Source organism: Mesorhizobium sp. M7A.F.Ca.US.002.01.1.1 (genome assembly GCF_004022955.1).
Taxonomy (GTDB): Bacteria; Pseudomonadota; Alphaproteobacteria; order Rhizobiales; family Rhizobiaceae; genus Mesorhizobium; species Mesorhizobium ciceri.
This window is the reverse complement of record NZ_RZQE01000001.1, coordinates 53648-73089: the sequence shown is the minus strand read 5'-3', so window position 1 is coordinate 73089 and position 19442 is coordinate 53648. Positions and strand designations below refer to the sequence as shown.

The window sequence follows — 19442 nt, the reverse complement described above, 5'->3', positions numbered from 1 at the left end:
GGAGAGCCGAAAATGAACAGGACCAGAAGCATCAGCGTTGTCGCGGTGGCCGCCCTCGTGGCAGCGGTCGCGGCCCCCGCCGTGGCGGGCGATACCATCACTGTCGCCTCGTGGGGCGGCACCTACCAGGAAGCGCAGACCAAGGCGTTCTTCAAGCCGACAGCCGACGCGCTCGGCATCACCATCAAGGAGGACACCACCAACGGCCTCGACGACGTCCGGCTGCAGGTGACCGGCAATGCAGTGAAATGGGACATCACCGAACTTGGCGCCGACGAATGCGCGCGCGGTTCGAAGGAAGGGCTGTTCGAAAAGCTCGACTACGGCATCATCGATAAGACCGGCATCAACCCGAAGCTTGTCCACGATGACTGGGTCGGCATTTCCTACACCTCCGTCGTGCTGATCTACCGGACTGATGTGTTCGGCGACAAAGGCCCCAAGACCTGGGCCGACTTCTGGAACGTGGAAAAGTTTCCGGGACGGCGCGCGTTGAGCGGCAGCCAGGCGACCGAAACGCTGAGCGTCGCGGCTCTCGCCTCGGGCCTGCCGATCGACAAGGTCTATCCCGTGGATGTCGACGGCGCGCTGAAATCGGTCGACAAGATCCGTGGCCATGTCGACGCCTGGTGGACCTCCGGCGCGCAGGCCATGCAACTGGTGAAAGACGGCGAAGTCGACATGGCGAGCATCTGGAACGGCCGCGCCGGCACCTTGAAGAAGGAAGGCGCGCCGGTCAGCTTCTCCTTCGATCAGGGCGTGCTGACCGCCGACTGCATGGTCATCCCCAAGGGTGCCAAGAACAAGGAAGCCGCGATGAAGGCGCTTGCGATGTTCGTCAGCCCGCAGCTGCAGGCCAATCTGCCGCTCTACGTCGACAATGGCCCGGTAAACGAGAAGGCTTTCGAGACCGGCAAGATCCCGCAGGACAGGATCAAGGACATCAATTCGGCGCCCGAAAACGTCAAGAAGCAGGTGTTGCAGGATGCAGAATTCTGGCGCGACAATCTGATCGAGGCGACGGAGAAGTTCAACAATCTGATCCAGCAATAGGCTGCGGACACAAGCTTACGGCGGGCAGCGTAACCAGCCACTGCCTCGCCACCTGTTCTCTGCGGCTAAGGAGCGAAAAATCTTGTCCATTGCGCCATCCGCGTTGCCCATCGGCATGCGCGGGATCGAGAAACGATTTGGCAGCGTGCCTGTGCTGCGCGACCTTAACCTCGATGTCGAGGCCGGCGAATTCCTGACGCTGCTCGGCCCTTCCGGTTCCGGCAAGACGACGCTGCTGATGATCCTGGCCGGTTTCGTGCGGGCCAATGCCGGCTCGATCAGGGTCGGCGGCGACGAGATCATCACCACGCCGCCGCACAAGCGCAACATCGGCATGGTGTTCCAGAACTACGCGCTGTTTCCGCACATGAACGTCTTCCACAACATCGCCTTTCCGCTGAAGCAGCGCGGCGTCGCCGCGGCCGAGACGGCCGAACGTGTCGAGAAGGCGCTCGATCTGGTGAAATTGCAGGGCCTGGGCGAGCGCCGGGTCGACCAGCTCTCCGGCGGCCAGCGACAGCGTGTGGCGCTGGCGCGCGCCATCGTCTTCGAGCCGCGCATCGTGCTGATGGACGAACCCTTGTCGGCGCTCGACAAGGGCCTGCGCGAGCACATGCAGATCGAGCTGCGCGCCCTGCATCGCCGGCTCGGCATGACCACCGTCTATGTCACGCACGACCAGCGCGAAGCCATCACCATGTCCGACCGCATCGCGGTCATGAACGCCGGGCGCATCGAACAGCTCGACAAGCCTGAAACCCTCTACGCCAGGCCGCAAACGCGATTTGTGGCCGGCTTCATCGGCGAATCGAATTTCATTCCGGTCGAGTGCCGCAACGGCTCCGTCTGGTACGAGGACCGGAGAATCCATACCGCGGCACCAGTGCCGGCGGCAGGCCAGCACCTGATGGTGGTGCGGCCGGAAAAGCTGCGGCTCCTGGCAGACGCCGAACCGACAAGCGGCGTCAACGTGCTCGAGGCGAAAGTCAGCGACATCATCTATCAGGGCGACAGCTTCGTCTGCTACGCGGCGTTGCGCGACGGCCGCCAGCTGACTTTGCGCGACTATTGCCGCAGCGATGTGCTGGCCAAAATGCCGGCGCCCGGCCAGCCAGTCTCATTCGGTCTCGATGCGCAGGACACGATCCTGGTGGCGGCAGACTGATGAGCGCGCAGCCCGCCCTCATGGAAGAGATCGGCAGCGCCGCAGGCCGGGAGCTCAACACGCAGGGACTTCACGCCGACGCCCGGCGTGAATCACTACGGCTGCTGGCGCTGTTGTCGCCAAGCCTGCTTCTGGTCTTCGCCATCATCATCGTGCCGATCGGCTGGCTGTTCTGGCTGTCGCTGTTCGACGAAGCGGGCGGCTTCAGCGCCGCCAATTATGCGCGATTCTTCGAGCAGGCCTCCTACATCAAGACCTTCATCACCACCTTCAAGGTCGCCTTCATCGTCACCGGCGCCTGCGTGCTGCTCGGCTATCCCTTGGCCTACATGCTGTCGCAACTGTCGCGGCGGGCGGCGTCGATCTGCCTGATCTTCGTCATCCTGCCGTTCTGGACATCGGTTCTGGTGCGCACCTATGCCTGGCTGGTGATCCTGCAGCGCAAGGGACTGATCAACAGCTGGCTGATCGATCTCGGAATCATCAGCCAGCCGCTATCGCTCGCCAACAATTTTTCCGGCGTCGTCATCGGCATGACGCATATCTTGCTGCCGTTCCTGGTGCTGCCGCTCTACGCTTCGATGAAGACCATCGACACCGACTGCCTGCGCGCCGGCATGAATCTCGGCGCCGGCCCGACTGCCACCTTCCGGCAGATCTTCTTTCCGCTGTCGCTGCCAGGCCTCGCCTCGGGCGTGGTCATCGTCTTCGTGCTCTGCCTGGGCTTCTTCGTCACGCCGGCTTTGATGGGCGGCGGCAAGGTCATCATGTGGGCGATGCGCATGGAACAGACCACCAGCCTCTATTCAAACTGGGGCGCGGGTGCAGCACTGGGCGTGGTGCTGCTGGTGGTGACGCTGGCGCTTCTCGGCCTGTTCCAGTGGCTGCTCGGCGCGCGTGCCACCGGCGTGTGGAGTTCGAGATGAGTAGGGATCTCGGCCTGCCTATCTCGCACCGGCAACGCCTATGGCTCTATTGCTTCGGCGGCCTCGTGCTGCTGTTCCTGATCGCACCGTCGATCATCATCGTCATCATGTCGTTTTCCGATTCGACGCTGCTGCAATTCCCGCCGCAGCAATGGTCGCTGCGCTGGTACCAGGCCTATTTCGGGTCGCTGGAGTGGCGCGATGCCACGATCGTCTCGGTCAAGGTGGCTGTCATGACCGTGCTGGTGGCGACGCCGCTCGGCACCGCGGCCGCCTATGCCATCAACCGGGGCACGCTGCGCTTCAACGGCACCATCAACGCGCTGCTGACGGCGTCGCTCATCGTCCCTGTGATCCTGATCGGCATCGGCACCTTCTTTCTCTATGCGCGCATCGGCCTCAACAACACGCTGACCGGCCTGGTCATCGCGCATACGGTGCAGGCGCTGCCGTTGGTGGTGCTGACCGTGCTGTCGGGATTGCGCTCCTACGACATGAACCAGGAGCGCGTGGCGCGCAGCCTTGGCGCCGGCCGCGTCGCCGCCTTCTGGCAGGTGACGATGCCGCAGATCCGCTTCTCGATTGTCTCGGGCGCGCTGTTTGCCTTCATCACCTCCTTCGACGAAGTGGTGGTTTCGCTGTTCATATCGGGCGGCGAGACGACGACATTGACGCGCCGCATGTTCAATGCGCTGCGCGACCAGATCGACCCGACGATCGCCGCCATCTCGACCTGCCTGATCGTTCTGTCGGTCGTGCTGTTGTCGGTTGCGCAGATCTTCGGCCGGCGGCATTGATTTCACCAGATCAATTCGCAGAAGTGACCAATTTGCAGAAGTGACTAGGGGATATCCAGACAGAATGCGTGATTTCCAGTTTCCCGGCCGCTCGCCGGTTCGTGCCACCGAGGCGGTTGCCGCGACCTCGCATCCGCTTGCAACGCTTGCGGCCATCGACATGCTGCGCTCCGGCGGCAATGCCATGGACGCCGCGGTCTGCGCCGCCGCCGTGCAGGGTGTGGTCGAGCCGCAATCGACGGGCATCGGTGGCGACTGCTTCGTGCTTTATTCTCCCGGAGGACAAGGCAATGTGCTGGCCTTCAATGGCTCCGGCCGGGCGCCGGCCAGGGCGACGGTCGGCTGGTATCTCGAAAAAGGCTTCGACCGCATCCCGCTGCAGGGTCCGCATGCGGTCACCGTACCGGGCGCCGTCGACGCCTGGAGCCGCCTGCTCGAAGACCATGGCCGCAAGGGCCTTGCCGAGGCGCTGGCGCCGGCCATTCACTATGCCGAGAACGGCTATGTCGTGCACGACCGCGTCGCCTTCGACTGGGCCGAGCCGGAGACCGACCTGTCGGCCGACGAGCATGCCGCGCGCATCTTCCTGCCCGGCGGCAGGGCGCCGAAGGCGGGTGACGTCCATCGGCAGCCGGAACTGGCGGCGACCTTGCGCATCATCGCCAAACACGGCCGGTCCGGTTTCTACGAAGGCGCGGTCGCCGACGATATGGTGAGCCGGCTCAACGAATTGGGCGGACTTCATACGGCCGAGGATTTTGCCGCGACCAGAGGCGACTATGTGGCGCCGGTCAGCACCTCCTATGGCGGCCATGAGATCCACCAGATGCCGCCGAACAATCAGGGGCTGACGGCGCTTTTGATGCTCAATTTGCTGTCGGGCTTCGAGCTTGGCGGGCTCGACCCCAACGGCGCCGAACGCCTGCATCTGGAGATCGAGGCCGGGCGCCTGGCTTACCGCGACCGCGACCGCTATGTCGGCGACCAGGACCATGTCCCGGTGCCCCTGAAGCAGCTCCTGTCCGGCGCCTATGCCGACCGGCTACGCGCCGAGATCGACCGCGACCGCGCCATGACGCATCTGCCGCGCGTCGAGCTGCCCGGCAGCGACACGGTCTATATCTCCATCGTCGACCGCGACCGTAACGCGGTCTCCTTCATCAACTCGACCTATTATTCGTTCGGCAGTGGCGTCGTCGGCCCGAAGACCGGTATCGTGCTGCAGAACCGTGGTTCGAGCTTCCGCCTCGACCCGGCGCATCCGAACGCGATCGCGCCGGGCAAGCGGCCGATGCACACGATCATGCCGGGCATGGCGACGAAGAACGGCCGCGTGGTGATGCCGTTCGGCGTCATGGGCGGCGGTTACCAGCCGTTTGGCCATGTCCACCTGCTCACCAACATGATCGATTTCGGCATGGACCCGCAGCAGGCACTGGATGCGCCGAGGGTGTTTTACAACGATGACACAGTGGAAGCCGAGCGTGGCGTTCCCACTGATGCAACCGAGGGCCTGCGCCGGCGCGGCCACCGCATCGCCGAACCGCATCATCCGCTTGGCGGCGGGCAAGTGGTGCTGATCGACTGGGAGAAGGGGACGCTGACCGGCGCTTCCGATCCGCGCAAGGATGGTTTGGCGCTTGGCTATTGAGGCGATCCGTTGTCCAATGGCGCCCATATCGAGGCAAGCCCGTCAGAAGGGCTCTCGCCAGTAATCGTTCGAAATCCAGCCGGTGATCATGACCCAAACTGAAACCCACGCAGATCTCTCCCGCCGTCTGGCCGCCGGCGCCGACGACGCCCCCGCCATTCTGGCGCTCGATAGGGCAACGCTCAGCCATGGCGGATTGCGCAGCATGATCGCCGACACGGCAAAACAGCTGCATGCGCGCGGCATCGGCCGCGGCGACAGGGTAGCGATCGTGCTGCCGAACGGGCCCGAGATGGCCACCGCCTTCGTCGCCGTGGCGGCCGCCGCCTCGACGGCGCCGCTCAACCCCGCCTACCGGGCCGACGAGCTCGATTTCTACCTGACCGACATCGGCGCCAAGGCGATCCTTGTCGCGGAGGGTGAGACCGGCCCCGCGGTGACGGTGGCCGAGCGCCTCGGCATCGGCGTGCTGCGGCTTGTCGTGCAGCCCGGCACACCCGCCGGCAGTTTTGCTATCGAGGGCGCGGCGATCGGACCGAAGGCCCCGCCCGACATGGCGCAAGACAGCGACATTGCGCTGCTGCTGCATACCTCCGGCACGACATCGCGTCCAAAACTGGTGCCGCTCAGCCATGCCAACATCGCGGCCTCGGCAGCTCATATCGGCGGCACCCTTGGCCTGACGGCCGATGACCGTTGCCTCAATATCATGCCGCTGTTCCACATTCACGGCCTGATCGCGGCCGTGCTGTCGTCGCTGGCTGCCGGCGGCAGCATCTACTGCACGCCGGGTTTCAACGCGCTGCGCTTCTTCCAGTGGCTGAGCGAGGCGCAGCCGAGCTGGTACACGGCGGTGCCGACCATGCATCAGGCGATCCTGGCCCGCGCGGCACGCAACACCGAGGCGCTGGCGGCGGCGCGCCTGCGCTTCATCCGCTCGTCCTCGGCGTCGCTGCCGGCGCAGGTCATGACCGAGCTGGAAGCGACCTTCGGCTGCCCAGTGATCGAATCCTACGGGATGACCGAGGCGGCTCACCAGATGGCCTCGAACCGGCTGCCGCCGGGCCAGCGCAAGCCCGGCAGCGTTGGTGCCTCCGCCGGGCCGGAGGTGGCTGTGATGGCGCCCGACGGGCGGCTGCTCGATGCAGGCGAGACCGGCGAGATCGTCATCCGCGGGCCCAATGTCACGACGGGCTACGAAAAGAACCCGGATGCCAACGCCACGGCTTTCGCGCATGGCTGGTTCCACACCGGCGACCAGGGCGTGCTGGACGGGGATGGCTATCTCAGGGTCACCGGTCGGCTCAAGGAGATCATCAATCGCGGCGGCGAAAAGATCTCGCCACTCGAGGTCGACGATGTGCTGATGGACCATCCGGCGGTGGCGCAGGTCGTCACCTTCGCCATGCCGCATGACAAGCTTGGCGAGGAGGTGGCGGCGGCGGTTGTGCTGCGCGAAGGCATCAGCGCCACTGAGGGCGACATCCGCACCTATGCCGCGACGCGGCTTGCCGACTTCAAAGTGCCGCGCAAGATCCTGATCCTGGACGAGATCCCCAAGGGCGCGACCGGCAAATTGCAGCGCATCGGCCTTGCCGCCAAACTCGGGCTTTGACGATGAAGATCACCATCTTCGGCGCCGGTGCGATCGGCGGCTATCTCGCTGCCAAGCTTGCCGCCGCCGGCCGCACCGATCTCTCGATCGTCGCGCGCGGCGCCCATCTGGAAGCGATCAAGGCAGATGGCCTGCGCCTGATCGAGGATGGCCAGGAGACGTCCGTCCCCGTCCGGGCCGCCGCCAAGGCCGAGGAACTTGGCGTGCAGGATTATGTCGTGCTGGCGCTGAAGGCCCATTCCCTCACCCCGGCGCTCGACCAGATCGCACCGCTGCTTGGGGACCACACATCAGTCGTCACCATGCAGAACGGCGTGCCGTGGTGGTATTTCCACGGCGTCGGCGGGCCACTCGAAGGCACCAGGCTGAACGCGGTCGATCCCGGCGGCGCGATCTGGCAGCGGATTGGACCGGACCGCGTCATCGGCTCGGTCGTCTATCCCGCGGTCGAGGTAGATGCGCCGGGGCTCATCCGCCATGTCGAGGGCAAACGCTTCTCGCTCGGCGAACCCTCGGGCGAGCGCAGCGAACGGGTCACGCTTCTGGCCGAGGAGATGGTCAAGGGCGGCTTGCAGGCGCCGGTGCGCGAAGACATCCGCAGCGAGATCTGGGTAAAACTGTGGGGCAATCTCTCCTTCAACCCGATCTCGGCGCTGACCGGCAGCACGCTTGCCGCGATCGTTGCCGACGAGGGCACCCGCACGCTCGCCCGCACCATGATGCTGGAGGCGCAGGCGATCGGCGAAAGCCTCGGCGTGCGTTTTCCCATCGCGGTCGACCGGCGCATCAAGGGCGCCGGCGATGTCGGCGAGCACAAGACCTCGATGCTGCAGGACCTGGAGCGTGGCCGGCCGATGGAGATCGACGCGCTGGTGAGCGCGGTACAGGAACTTGGCAGGCTAACGGACAAGCCGACCCCGACCATCGATGCCGTGCTGGCGCTGGTGCGGCGGCTGGCGGTGGAACGCGGGTGTTATGGATAATGGGCTCGGGGTTGATCAGCACCGTGGCGAGGGCGCGACGATCCAGGCCTTGAAGCGCCTTGGCCTCATCTCCCAGCTTGACCAGGGTTAGCAGCATGCTGAACGCCATTCACCACGTCGCGCTCATCTGCACCGACTACGACCGGTCGCGACGGTTCTACGTCGAACTCCTCGGCCTCGATCTGATCCGGGAGGTTTATCGGGAGGAGCGGCAGTCATGGAAGGCGGATCTGCGGATCGGGTCGGCCCAAATGGAATTGTTCTCCTTCCCTGCACCGGCGATGCGGCCGTCCCACCCAGAGGCTACAGGCCTGAGACATCTGGCATTCGCGGTGGCTCATCTTGATCCCGTGATTATCCGCCTGGAAGCCGCAGGCGTTGCCGTCGAGCCAATCCGGATCGATCCATACACAGACCAACGGTTTACCTTTTTCAGGGACCCGGATGGATTGCCGCTGGAACTCTACGAAGCCCCATAAGGACGGTTCGATTTCACGATGGGCGCTTTGTACTGACGGTCTCGGTATCGGCGGACCGCGAATCTGTGCTAAGCGCCGCCCAACCAACCAAAGGACGACACCAATGAGCGAACTGACCGTGGCCGAGGCGACCGAGAGCATCTATGCCTCGCTCCGGGCGGACAATGCCGACATCGACACACATATCGCGGCGCTTAAGGCGGCGCTGACGCGAGAGGGGATCAAACAGGCGGTGTTCGATCCGACCAAGCTGGCGCAGAACAACCGCTCGGGCCGCAAGTTGATGCAGGCTTATTTTCGGCAACGCGGCGTGAGCGTGACGTTTTCGGACCAATAGAACCGCGCACGGGCGATCTCAACCGCGCCGTTTCTCGATTCGGTCCGTCGCCATCTGGACGTCGGGACTGCGCTGTATGTTTGCCGCAACGATGTTGATTGCGGCTACCCAAAGCATACATCTGAATGCGGTCGCGTGTTGCGCTTTAAGCGGACATCGGGTCCGCAGTGTGGCCGGGCAACTTGCCCCGACACCGTAGTCTCACCGCCCGAAACTTCCGAGCGTGGCCAGCTGCTTATTGTCCCGTGTCTTGTCGGAATCTTCGATCGCCTCAACCGACTGGATGTATTTGGCAATATACTCCGGTGACAGTCCGTGTTCTCTGCCACCTGCAAGGACAAAGTCCTTATACCAGCTATAAGGTTTGAGGCTGTCGTCGATGTAGTCGGAAGTGGCGAGATATGTAAGGACCTTTCGCCTACGACCTTTGTCATTAATGACCGTGACCGTCGCGTGCTCGTAGCCAATTCCGACGCCTTCGGCCTTGTCTAGCTCAGCACGTTCGGCAGGGTCGAAGCTGAACAGAACCCCGATCACGCTATTCTCGTTGCCAGTGGCCAATGCGTTGCACTTCGCGGACTTGTCGACGCTACGCTTATGAAAACGGAGTTCATGACCCGGCAAGGTGGCGATGCCGAGTGGCTTGCAGCTCGGCATGCGTTCGCGCAGCCGGGCGGTCGACATGTTTGACCCGTAGGCAAAATAGACGACGTGTTCGGGGGGGCCGGTCTCTATGTTCCTCAGCGGTTCGATCGTCCCGGCTTCAGGATCGTTCGTAACGGTACCGTCATTATGCTGCACTCGTCGGTTTCTTCGCCTTCGCGTGTGATGATTGGCCGTCCGTCCTCGAGATCAAGGATTGGAACTGGCCTGCCTGCCCATCCGCAGTCGGCGCAGCGCGGTCGTTCCCAAAGTATACCGGGTGCCTCATTATTTCCGCCATGCTCGGGTTCGAGATGCGGCGAACCGCAGTTCGGGCACTCCGGAGGCACCCCGCGCAACTCGCGAATGATTAGTGATGTCGCCATGCCGATGGCGTGTTGGATCAACGATTGCGCCATCTCGGCATCAATCCAAGTGGCCGACTTTGAATGCGTCAGCCAGTTTGAAAACGTCCATGCGGACTCAAGCGCACTCTTGAGGGTCCCGCGACGCTCTTTGTTGGTGTCGCCCGGCAGAAGATCGTTGCAGATGATCTCCGTCCAAACGCGGAAGTTCGCACGTTGTGGCGGCGTGCCTGTCCATATTGCCGCGTCCTGCGCGACACTGATCAGTTCGAGAAGCGCCTCCCGGCAGCGGACGCCTACAGCTTGATAGTCCGCGAGATTATGCGCTTGCGTCACAGCGGTGCCGGATTCTTCCATCTTCTCGAAGACGGGACCGAACGGGAGTATGCGTAGATCTCCCTCCTGTTGTTTTTCCGTACGCGGAATGCGGAGCATCAGGCCAATATGGAAGGTGAGAGCAAGGTCCATATTTGGGAACTGCTCCTGAGAGTAGAGGTTTGTGCCGCCCGTGATGACCCACCAGCGATCCTTGTTGGTATGGATATCCCACACATCGTGGCGAGTGTTCAGGACAGATTCCGAGTAGACCTTTTGCATAAAGGTCACTTCGAGGTCGGGCGCCTGCCATTCAAAGTATTCCTGGACCTCCTCGATCTCCTCTTCGGTAGCCTTCAACATGATTGTCTCCCGCGAACGCCTGTCATACAGCGCTGCAAAGGGTTTGCGACAGCCTCAACAATAGTCCGATGTCACTGAGCTTTCAAAATCCAGCGCTGCAACGCGGGATATCCGCATTGGGCCAATTTGAGACGTTAGTCCACCGAATTCAGCGGCCGCTGTCACTTGTCGGATGCCGGAACCTGCCGGTCCGTTACCGGCCCATCATGTCGGAGAGGTTTTGGAGCTCGGCCAACCAATGATCCACTCAACTCCTCCATCGGCTGCCGAGTGCATAGGCGATTCATTCCACCAAAATCATAAATCGCGACACTTCTGGCCGTCACTTCGACCGACTCAATAACAGCGATCTGCCGCCGCAAGGGCTTCGGCACGGTGAGCTTGGTCCAGTGCGCCAATCCGTCGGACCGACGCATAGAACCTGACATAGTCGCCCGAGCACAGATCGAACAGGCGGAGAAACGCGGTCACCCGATCGCTATAGACGGAAGTCGCGGCGAGCTTTGCATTGTTGATCGGGGAAGCGAACCAGGCATCGTATCCCCGGTATCGGCCCCAGCGCCTGTCGCGCATGTGTCGGTAGCGCATCCGCAGCCGTTCGATCGCGGCCGTCTTCGCGGCCAGTTTTTGCTCCGAGGTTCCGGCGTTGGAATAGACTTTCGCCAACTCGTCCCGTGTTTGCGACACCAGCGCAAGAAATTCAGCTTTGCGCCTCCGGGCGGCTTCGTAACGGCGCAATGCTGCGGTATCGCCAGCCGCGCGCAGCCATTTTTTCACGCCGGTCGTTTCGACGGCGACAGCGAACGACTCGTTGAATGCGGAATCGTCGTGCACGTAGACGCGCTGGTGGGCCAATTCATGGAACACCAGCCCTGCAAGATAGGTTTTATCCTCGCTGAACATCGTGCTCAGCAGCGGGTCACTCGACCAGCCAAGCGTGGAATATGCGGTGATGCCCGTCACATAGACATCCATGCCCTGTCCTTGAAGTTCGGCAGCGGTTTCAATTGCGGACTTCCTGGAGAAATATCCCCGGTAGGGCACGCAGCCGAAAACGGGAAAACACCATGTTCGCGGCGTCAGCGAGAATGCCGGCGCGGCGAAGACGGCCCATGTCACCGAGTCCCGACCGATATCGACATAGCTGCGGTAGCTGTTGTTGTCGGGCAGCGCCAGTTCATCCGTTGCGAACTGTCGTATGGCGCTCGCCGATGCCATTCGAGCGCGCAATGCCTTCGGCGTCGAAGGGTCCTCGATCAGTTTTCCGACATCCTGGCGCGCCGTCATGATCCGCAGATGACCCTGCACGGATTGCGCATAATATGAAACACTGGTGCAGCCGGTCACACCGGACACCACGATCATAACGGCAACCAATCGAAAGAATGCGCGCATCACGATTTGCCCACAGCAGTGCTCCCGTACCGATCGGGCGATTGTCGCGATTGCCCCAGGTCCCAAGCAGCCGCATCGATTTGATCGAGGTCTATAGCTTTCTAAAGAATCCGGACAGGATATTCGGACCCACTTCCCCAGGGCGCAGTCTGATCCCGTCCTCGAAGCAGTTCAGCGTCATGCATTCGAAGCCGCTGTGTGCGAGGAGTGCCACCAGCGAGTCACGATCGAAGTGGTGGAGGTGCTCGTCGGGAAGACGCATACGCCACGTCCGGAACCAGGCGTCGCCGTCGGCGCCGAGCTCGCGCCAGCGGCAATAAGGGACGGCGACGGCCAGGTAGCGGGCCTTAAGCCGGGCGAGGAAACCCAGATCCGGGATATGCTCAAGCACATCGAACATGGCGACGAGATCCCACGAGCTGGAGAGCGCCTCATCCCAATCGACGAAGCGGACGCCCTTGGGCAGCGGAAACCTGGTTATGTCGCAGCCGGCGCAGTCGGCGACCCCGGTTATTTTCGCGGCTTCGATGAATGTGCCGGTGCCATATCCAATCTCCAGCACGGACCGGGGAATCTCGCCAGTGATCCCCAGCACCCAGCCGAGTCGCTGATATCCGAGCTTGATGGTCCGGTCACTCAGGTCCTCGTAATAGGAAATATACTGCTTGTCATACTTGATCGGTTTGGAGTCGACCTGGTGGATCACGCCAAACCCGTCCACCGCGTAGTTGTCCAACATTGGCGTGCGGCCCCCAGATTCCGGTGCTCAGTCCTTGCCCGCCCGCTTGAAAATCCGCGCATAAAATTCGCCGACGATGCCGCGCCGGAAGATCAGCACGCACACCATGAAGATGAGGCCGGTGGCGATGGTCACCGGAAAGCCGGAAGTGGCAAGCGTGTTTTCCAGGCCAATGACAAGGCTGGCGCCGATGATCGGCCCGACCATGGTGCCGATGCCGCCGAGAAGCGTCATCAGGATCACCTCGCCCGACATCTGCCAGGTGACGTCGGTGAGCGTGGCGAACTGGAAAACGATCGCCTTGAGCGAGCCGGCCAGCCCGGCCAGGGCCGCCGACATGACGAAGGCGCCCAGCTTGTAGTTGGCGACGGAATAGCCCAGCGAAATGGCGCGGTTCTCGTTCTCGCGGATCGAGCGCAGGATCATGCCGAACGGCGAGTTGACGATGCGCCAGATGGCGAAGACGCCGATCAGGAACACCGCCAGCACGAAGTAATACATGTTCAGCGAGACGTTCAGGTCGAGGACGCCAAGCAGCATGCCGCGCGGCACGCCCTGAATGCCGTCCTCGCCTTGCGTGAAGGGCGACTGCACACAGAAGAAGAAGAACATCTGCGACAGCGCCAGCGTGATCATGGCGAAATAGATGCCTTGCCGGCGAATTGCGAAAAAGCCCATGACAAGGCCGAGCAAGGCCGCACCCGCCATGCCGAGCAGAATGCCGGCTTCCGGCGGCCAGCCCCAGACCTTGACGGCATGCGCAGTGAAGTAGGCGGCGCCGCCGAAGAAGGTGGCGTGGCCGAACGATAAGAGCCCGGTATAGCCGAGCAGAAGATTGAACGCGCAGGCAAACAGCGCGAAACACAGCATCTTCATCAGGAAGATCGGATAGATCAGGAAAGGCGCTACCAGCAGCGCCAGGATGCCGAGCCCGACCAGCATCCATTCCAGCCGTGCCGAGGTTTTGGCCGATGCCTCGCGAAGCGTCAGTTCGGTCATGTCAGATGTCCCTTCCGACATGTCAAGCGTCCCTTCCGAACAGGCCAGCCGGCCGGACCAGAAGCACGATGGCCATGATGACGAAGACCACGAGATTGGAGGCCTCGGGGTAGAAGACCTTGGTCAGGCCCTCGGCGAGGCCAAGCATGTAGCCGGTGACGATCGCACCGAGGATCGATCCCATGCCGCCGACCACCACCACCGCGAAGACGACGATGATGAGGTCCGATCCCATAAGCGGGCTCACCTGATAAATCGGTGCTGCTAGAATGCCGGCAAGCCCGGCCAGCGCGGAGCCAAGGCCGTAGGTGAGGGTCAGCAGCAACGGCACGTTGACGCCGAAAGCCTGGACGAGACGGGGATTCTCGGTTGCCGCGCGCAGATAGGATCCAAGCCTGGTCTTCTCGATCAGCGCCCAGGTGCCGAAGCAGACGATCAGCGAGGCGACCACGACCCAGCCGCGATAGTTGGGCAGGAACATGAAGCCGAGATTGGTGCCGCCGGCAAGCAGCGGCGGCACGGCGTAAGGGTTTCCCGAGACGCCGTAATAATAGCGGAAGATGCCTTCGAGCACGAGCGCGAGGCCGAAGGTGAAGAGCAGCCCGTAGAGCGGATCGAGATCGTACAGCCTCGACAGCGCCAGGCGCTCGACCACGACGCCGAAGACGCCAACGATCAGCGGCACAAGGATCAAAGCGGGCCAATAGCCGATGCCGAGATGGGTGAGAAGCAGGTAGCCGACGAAGGCGCCGAACATATACTGGGCGCCATGGGCGAAATTGATGACGCGCAGCAAGCCGAATATGACGGCCAGGCCCAGGCTCAGCATGGCGTAGAACGAGCCGTTGATCAGGCCGACCAGCAACTGGCCGAGGAAGGCCTGAACCGGGATTCCGAAGATCATCGTCATGGCGCCATCATACACCCAGGACTTCGTGGAGCTGCGCCATGCGGTCCGGCAGTTCGCCGACCGGAAACCCCGCCACCACCTTGCCGTGCTCCATCAGGTAGAAACGGTCGGCGACGCGACTGGCGAAGCGGAAGTTCTGCTCGACCAGCAGGATCGTCATGCCGCGCTTTTTCAACGTCGCCAGCAACGCGCCGATGCGCTGCACGATGACGGGAGCGAGCCCCTCCGTCGGTTCGTCGAGAAGCAGCATCTTCACGCCGGTTCGCAGCATGCGCGCGATCGCCAGCATCTGCTGTTCGCCGCCCGACAGCCTGGTGCCGGGACTGTTGCGCCGCTCCTTCAGATTGGGGAACAGATCGAATATCTCCTCGACGCTCATGCCGCCCTGCGCGACGACCGGCGGCAGAATCAGATTCTCGTCCACGGTCAGCGTTGCGAAGATGCCGCGCTCCTCCGGCACGAAGCCGATGCCTTGATGGGCGGTGCGGTGCAGCGGCAGCCGCATCAGGTCCTTGCCGTCGAAGGCGATCCGGCCGGTCCGCTTGCGGATCAACCCCATGATGGCGCGCAGCGTCGTCGTCTTGCCGACGCCATTGCGGCCGAGCAGCGTGACCGTCTCGCCGGCAAACACTTCCAGATCGACACCGTGCAGCGCATGGCCCTCGCCATACCAGGCGTTGAGGCCGGTGACGGCAAGCAGAGGTGCGGCACTAGTCATCGGCGGTGCCCATATAGGCGATCTTGACGCGCTCGTCGCGGCTAACGGTGGCGTAGTCGCCAGCGGCCAGCACCTCGCCGCGCTGCATGACCGTTATCCAGTCGCAAAGGTCGGCCACCACGGTCAGATTGTGCTCGACCATCAGCACGGCGCGATCCCTGGCAACCGAACGGATGAGGCTGGAAACCGTGGCCACGTCCTCATGCCCCATGCCGGCCATCGGCTCGTCCAGCAGCAGCACTTTCGGATCGAGCGCGAGCGTCGTGGCGATCTCCAGCACGCGTTTCCTGCCATAGGAAAGATCGCCGGCGAGCCTGTTCCTGGCGTCGTCGAGACCAACCGAGCGCAGCAATTCCTCGGCGCGCGGGGTCAGCCGGTCGAGCGCCGCGAGCGAGCGCCAGAATTGAACGGCAAGACCACCCGGCCGCTGCAGCGCGACGCGGACATTGTCGAGCACGCTGAGGTGCGGAAAAATCGCCGATATCTGGAACGAGCGCACCAGCCCCATCCGCGCAACCCTGGCCGGCGAGGTGCGGGTGATGTCGTGGCCAAGCAGCTCGATCCTGCCGCTGGTCGGCGCCAGGAACTTGGTGAGCAGGTTGAAGACGGTCGTCTTGCCGGCGCCGTTGGGTCCGATCAGGGCATGGATGTTGCCATGGCGGACATCGAGATCGACGTTTTTGACGGCGATGAAGCCGGCAAAGTCGCGTCGCAACCCGCGGGCGGAAAGCACAACCCGCGGCTCGTTCGCGTCCAGGTCAGTCGGCGCCATCGGCCGCGCCGATCACTGGCCGGCCGTCGGACAGCCGCTTTCCTTCTCGCTGAGGAAGGCCTCGTTGCCTGGAATGGTGGCGAGATATTTGTAGTAGTCCCAATCCTCGGTGCTCTCGGCTGGCGACTTGACCTGGTAGAGGTACATGTCGTGGACCATGTTGCCGTCCGCCTGCACCTTGCCGTTGGTTATCACCGCGTCGTCCACAGGCATCGAATGCAGCTGCTTGGCGACGGCTTCGGTCTCGTCCGTGCCGGCCTTGTCGATCGCCTTCAAATACTGTGTCACCGCCGAATAGGTCGCGGCCTGGATCATGTTCGGCATGCGGTTGGTGCGCTTGAAGAAGCGCTGCCCGAATTCGCGGCTCTTGTCGTCGCGATCCCAGTAATAGCCTTCGGTCAACACGACGCCCTGCGCCGCTTGAAGGCCAAGCCCATGCACCTCGGCCAGCGTGAACAGGAGTGCGGCAAGACGCTGACCGCCCTGCACGATGCCGAATTCGGCCGCCTGCTTGATGGAGTTGGAGGTATCGAGGCCGGCATTGGCCAGGCCGATGACCTTGGCGCCCGACGATTGCGCCTGCAGCAGGAAGGACGAATAATCGGTCGATCCCAGGGGATAACGCACCTCGCCCAGCACCTTGCCGCCATGGCTTTCGACGAACTTGGTGGTCTGATCCTTCAGCGAGTAGCCGAATGCATAGTCGACGGTGACGAAGAACCAGCTGTCGCCGCCCTGCTGCACGAGAGAGCCGCCGGTACCCACCGCCTGCGAGTGAGTGTCATAGGCCCAGTGGAAGCCGTAGGGCGAGCACTGTTTGCCGGTCAGCTCCGTGGTTGCCGCGCCGGTGACGATGTCGATCTTCTTCTTTTCCTTGGAAATCCCCTGGACGGCGAGCGCTACCGAAGAGGTCGTCAGTTCCATGATGGCATCGACTTGCTCGGTGTCGTACCACTGCCGGGCGATGTTGGAGGCGATATCCGGCTTGTTCTGGTGGTCGGCGCTGATGATTTCTATCGGCGCTCCCTGCACCTTGCCGCCGAAATCCTCGACGGCCATCTTGGCCGCCTCGACCGACCACTTGCCGCCGAAGTCGGCGTAGACGCCCGATTGGTCGTTGAGGATGCCGATCTTGACCTTGCCGTCGGAAATTTCGGCGGCCGAAGCGGGGATCGCGGATGCGGCGAGAAGTGCCGCGGAAACGAAAAGGCTTACCTTCATGGTTGACTTCCTCCCATAGCGATGAATCCGACCGACCCTCCTATGATCGATCATCGCAATGGTATTGAACATGAGGAAGATAGGGACAGAGGGCAAGAGGCCGTTAGGGATTTAGTGTTCGAAGCGATACGGTTTGGCGGCGGAACGCGAGCCTTGGGCGAGAGATAGAGACACAAACATGTGAACCGCCCGGCGGCAGTGCCGGCTCAGTCCTCGGCGGCGACGAGATGGCCGTTGCCGACATCCCTCAGCGCCAGTTTCAGCGGCGCCTCGCCGATCCTGCGGGTGGCGCTCGGGATTTCCTGGTCGAGGCGCGCGAAGCGGCTTCTGCGCCGCGCGGGATCGGGCACGGGCACGGCTTCGATCAGGCGCCTGGTGTAGGGATGGCGCGGGTTGGAAAAGACCTGGTCGCGGGTGCCCATCTCGACGATCTGGCCGAGATACATGACGGCGACGCGGTCGGAGATGTTCTCGACCACCGCCATGTCATGCGAGATGAAGAGATAGGCGACGCCGAATTCGCGCTGCAACTCCTTCAACAGATCGAGCACGCGCGCCTGCACCGAGACGTCGAGCGCCGAGACGCTTTCGTCGGCGATGATCAGCTTCGGCCGCAGTGCAAGCGCGCGGGCAATGCAGACGCGCTGGCGCTGGCCGCCGGAGAATTCATGCGGATAGAGTTCCATCTGATCGGGCGACAGGCCGACGCGCTCGAACAGCGCCGCGACACGCTCGCTGCGCTCTTCCTTCGAGGCGATGCCGTGGATCAGCAGCGGCTCGGCGACGAGGTCGCCGACACGCATGCGTGGGTCCAACGAGGCATAGGGGTCCTGGAAAATCATCTGCACGTCGCGGCGCACCGCCTTGCGCTCGTCGCGGCCGAGGCCGGACAGATTGCGGCCGCCAATGGCGATGTCGCCGCTGTAGGGCACCAGTCCGGCCAGCGCCTTGGCGGTGGTCGACTTGCCACAACCGGATTCGCCGACCAGCGCCAGCGTCTCGTTGGGCGCGATCGAGAAGCTGACGCCTTCGACGGCGTGGACGCGACGAGTGACCCGGCCGAAGAAGCCGCCATGCAGGTCGAAACGGACATGCAGGTCCTTGACGTCAGCGACATTGGCCGGCGTTGCCGTCTCGGCACTCCTGGATTCCTGGCGACCGATACCGCTGCCGATGCGCGGCACGGCGGCCAGCAGCTCGCGCGTGTAGCCGGCTTGCGGCCTGGCGAAAATGTCAGCGGTTTTTCCCTCTTCGACCATGCGGCCATGCCGCATGATGATGACGCGGTCGGCCATTTCGGCGACGACGCCCATGTCATGAGTGATGAGGATGACGCTGGTGCCATGCTGGCGCTGCAGATCGCGCAAAAGTTCCAGCACCTCGCCTTGCACGGTGACGTCGAGCGCCGTCGTCGGCTCGTCGGCGATCAGCACGTCCGGCTCGAGCGCCAGCGCCATGGCGATCATCACCCGCTGGCGCATGCCGCCGGACAGTTCGTGCGGAAACTGCTTTAGCCGGCTTTCGGCTTCCGAAATGCGCACCGCCTTCAGCGCCTCGATGGCACGCTGGCGAGCCTCGCTCTGCGACAGGGAGGTATGCGCCTCGATGGATTCGGTGAGCTGCCGGCCGATCGACAGCACCGGGTTGAGTGAGGTCATCGGCTCCTGGAAGATCATGGCGATGCGGTTGCCGCGAATGCGCCGCATCCGGCGCTCGTCCAGAATCGTCAGATCTGTATCGCCGAGATGGACCTTGCCGGATGAAATCCTGGCGGCAGGCTGCGGCAGAAGCTGCATGATGGCCAGAGCGGTCATCGACTTGCCGGAGCCGGATTCACCGGCAATGCACAGCGTCTCGCCACGAGACAACGTCAGCGACAGGTCGGAGACGACCTCGCGCTCGCCCTCCTCGCCGCGCACGCTGACGGAGAGGTTGGCGATGTCGAGTATGGGTTCGCTGGCGGCGATCATTGCGCGCGTGACCCGGAGAGGGATTTA

General features: G+C 63.1%; 19 protein-coding genes. 9 read left to right on the top strand and 10 right to left on the bottom strand.

Translation table 11 applies throughout. The features are described 5' to 3' along the window. The first annotated feature begins 12 nt into the window (after positions 1-12). The 9 genes from EN932_RS00340 to EN932_RS00300 all read left to right on the top strand — a co-directional run bounded on the left by EN932_RS00340 (position 13) and on the right by EN932_RS00300 (position 9006). Entirely contained in the window at positions 13-1053 is a 1041-nt protein-coding gene (locus tag EN932_RS00340; RefSeq protein ID WP_127370427.1) for an ABC transporter substrate-binding protein, read from the top strand. Positions 1054-1135: 82 nt separating this feature from the next. Further along, positions 1136-2218 carry an ABC transporter ATP-binding protein gene (locus tag EN932_RS00335; protein ID WP_013528516.1) on the top strand — a complete coding sequence of 361 codons (1083 nt, stop codon included), beginning with the start codon at positions 1136-1138 and terminating at the stop codon, positions 2216-2218. Continuing rightward, positions 2218-3144 carry an ABC transporter permease gene (locus EN932_RS00330; RefSeq protein ID WP_127369844.1) on the top strand — a complete coding sequence of 309 codons (927 nt, stop codon included), beginning with the start codon at positions 2218-2220 and terminating at the stop codon, positions 3142-3144. The genes EN932_RS00335 and EN932_RS00330 overlap by 1 nt, the downstream gene beginning before the upstream one ends. Further along, complete coding sequence (locus EN932_RS00325; RefSeq protein ID WP_127369843.1) at positions 3141-3941, top strand: ABC transporter permease; 801 nt, start codon at positions 3141-3143, stop codon at positions 3939-3941. Before EN932_RS00330 ends, EN932_RS00325 begins: the two co-directional genes overlap by 4 nt. Positions 3942-4005: 64 nt before the next feature. Then, positions 4006-5592: a gamma-glutamyltransferase gene (gene ggt / locus EN932_RS00320; protein ID WP_013528519.1), complete on the top strand. Its 1587-nt coding sequence runs from the start codon at positions 4006-4008 to the stop codon at positions 5590-5592. Between the two features lie 88 nt (positions 5593-5680). Then, on the top strand, positions 5681-7207 hold the full coding sequence (locus tag EN932_RS00315; RefSeq protein WP_013528520.1) for an acyl--CoA ligase: 1527 nt from the start codon (positions 5681-5683) through the stop codon (positions 7205-7207). Positions 7208-7209: 2 nt separating this feature from the next. Further along, positions 7210-8190 (top strand): 2-dehydropantoate 2-reductase, encoded by a 981-nt coding sequence (locus tag EN932_RS00310; protein WP_013528521.1) that lies wholly within the window; start codon positions 7210-7212, stop codon positions 8188-8190. A 95-nt stretch (positions 8191-8285) separates the two neighbouring features. After that, positions 8286-8669 carry a VOC family protein gene (locus tag EN932_RS00305; RefSeq protein WP_127369107.1) on the top strand — a complete coding sequence of 128 codons (384 nt, stop codon included), beginning with the start codon at positions 8286-8288 and terminating at the stop codon, positions 8667-8669. A gap of 103 nt (positions 8670-8772) precedes the next feature. Further along, a complete protein-coding gene (locus tag EN932_RS00300; protein ID WP_024502111.1) occupies positions 8773-9006 on the top strand; it encodes a hypothetical protein in 234 nt (77 codons plus the stop codon). Positions 9007-9207: 201 nt separating this feature from the next. On the opposite strand, the gene EN932_RS38645 is transcribed toward EN932_RS00300, so the two are convergent. The 10 genes from EN932_RS38645 to EN932_RS00255 form a co-directional block, all read right to left on the bottom strand. After that, positions 9208-9690, bottom strand: coding sequence for a gamma-glutamylcyclotransferase family protein (locus EN932_RS38645; protein WP_245460980.1), 483 nt, complete (start codon positions 9688-9690; stop codon positions 9208-9210). 56 nt (positions 9691-9746) lie between these two features. Beyond that, complete coding sequence (locus EN932_RS38640) at positions 9747-10691, bottom strand: hypothetical protein (protein WP_245465104.1); 945 nt, start codon at positions 10689-10691, stop codon at positions 9747-9749. A 336-nt stretch (positions 10692-11027) separates the two neighbouring features. Further along, entirely contained in the window at positions 11028-12086 is a 1059-nt protein-coding gene (locus EN932_RS00290) for an aminopeptidase (RefSeq protein ID WP_127369108.1), read from the bottom strand. Between the two features lie 91 nt (positions 12087-12177). Further along, a complete protein-coding gene (locus EN932_RS00285) occupies positions 12178-12825 on the bottom strand; it encodes a class I SAM-dependent methyltransferase (RefSeq protein ID WP_024502114.1) in 648 nt (215 codons plus the stop codon). 27 nt (positions 12826-12852) lie between these two features. Beyond that, on the bottom strand, positions 12853-13824 hold the full coding sequence (locus EN932_RS00280) for a branched-chain amino acid ABC transporter permease (RefSeq protein WP_024502115.1): 972 nt from the start codon (positions 13822-13824) through the stop codon (positions 12853-12855). 22 nt (positions 13825-13846) lie between these two features. Beyond that, positions 13847-14734, bottom strand: a complete 888-nt coding sequence (locus tag EN932_RS00275; RefSeq protein WP_024502116.1) for a branched-chain amino acid ABC transporter permease — start codon at positions 14732-14734, stop codon at positions 13847-13849. Between the two features lie 7 nt (positions 14735-14741). After that, the gene (locus EN932_RS00270) at positions 14742-15452 is read right to left on the bottom strand and encodes an ABC transporter ATP-binding protein (protein ID WP_127369551.1); all 711 of its coding nucleotides are present in this window, start codon (positions 15450-15452) and stop codon (positions 14742-14744) included. Beyond that, on the bottom strand, positions 15445-16224 hold the full coding sequence (locus tag EN932_RS00265) for an ABC transporter ATP-binding protein (RefSeq protein ID WP_013528529.1): 780 nt from the start codon (positions 16222-16224) through the stop codon (positions 15445-15447). The genes EN932_RS00270 and EN932_RS00265 overlap by 8 nt, the downstream gene beginning before the upstream one ends. A gap of 12 nt (positions 16225-16236) precedes the next feature. Next, positions 16237-17445 carry an ABC transporter substrate-binding protein gene (locus EN932_RS00260; protein WP_127369553.1) on the bottom strand — a complete coding sequence of 403 codons (1209 nt, stop codon included), beginning with the start codon at positions 17443-17445 and terminating at the stop codon, positions 16237-16239. Positions 17446-17651: 206 nt separating this feature from the next. Next, on the bottom strand, positions 17652-19415 hold the full coding sequence (locus EN932_RS00255) for an ABC transporter ATP-binding protein (RefSeq protein ID WP_127385257.1): 1764 nt from the start codon (positions 19413-19415) through the stop codon (positions 17652-17654). Positions 19416-19442: the final 27 nt, after the last annotated feature.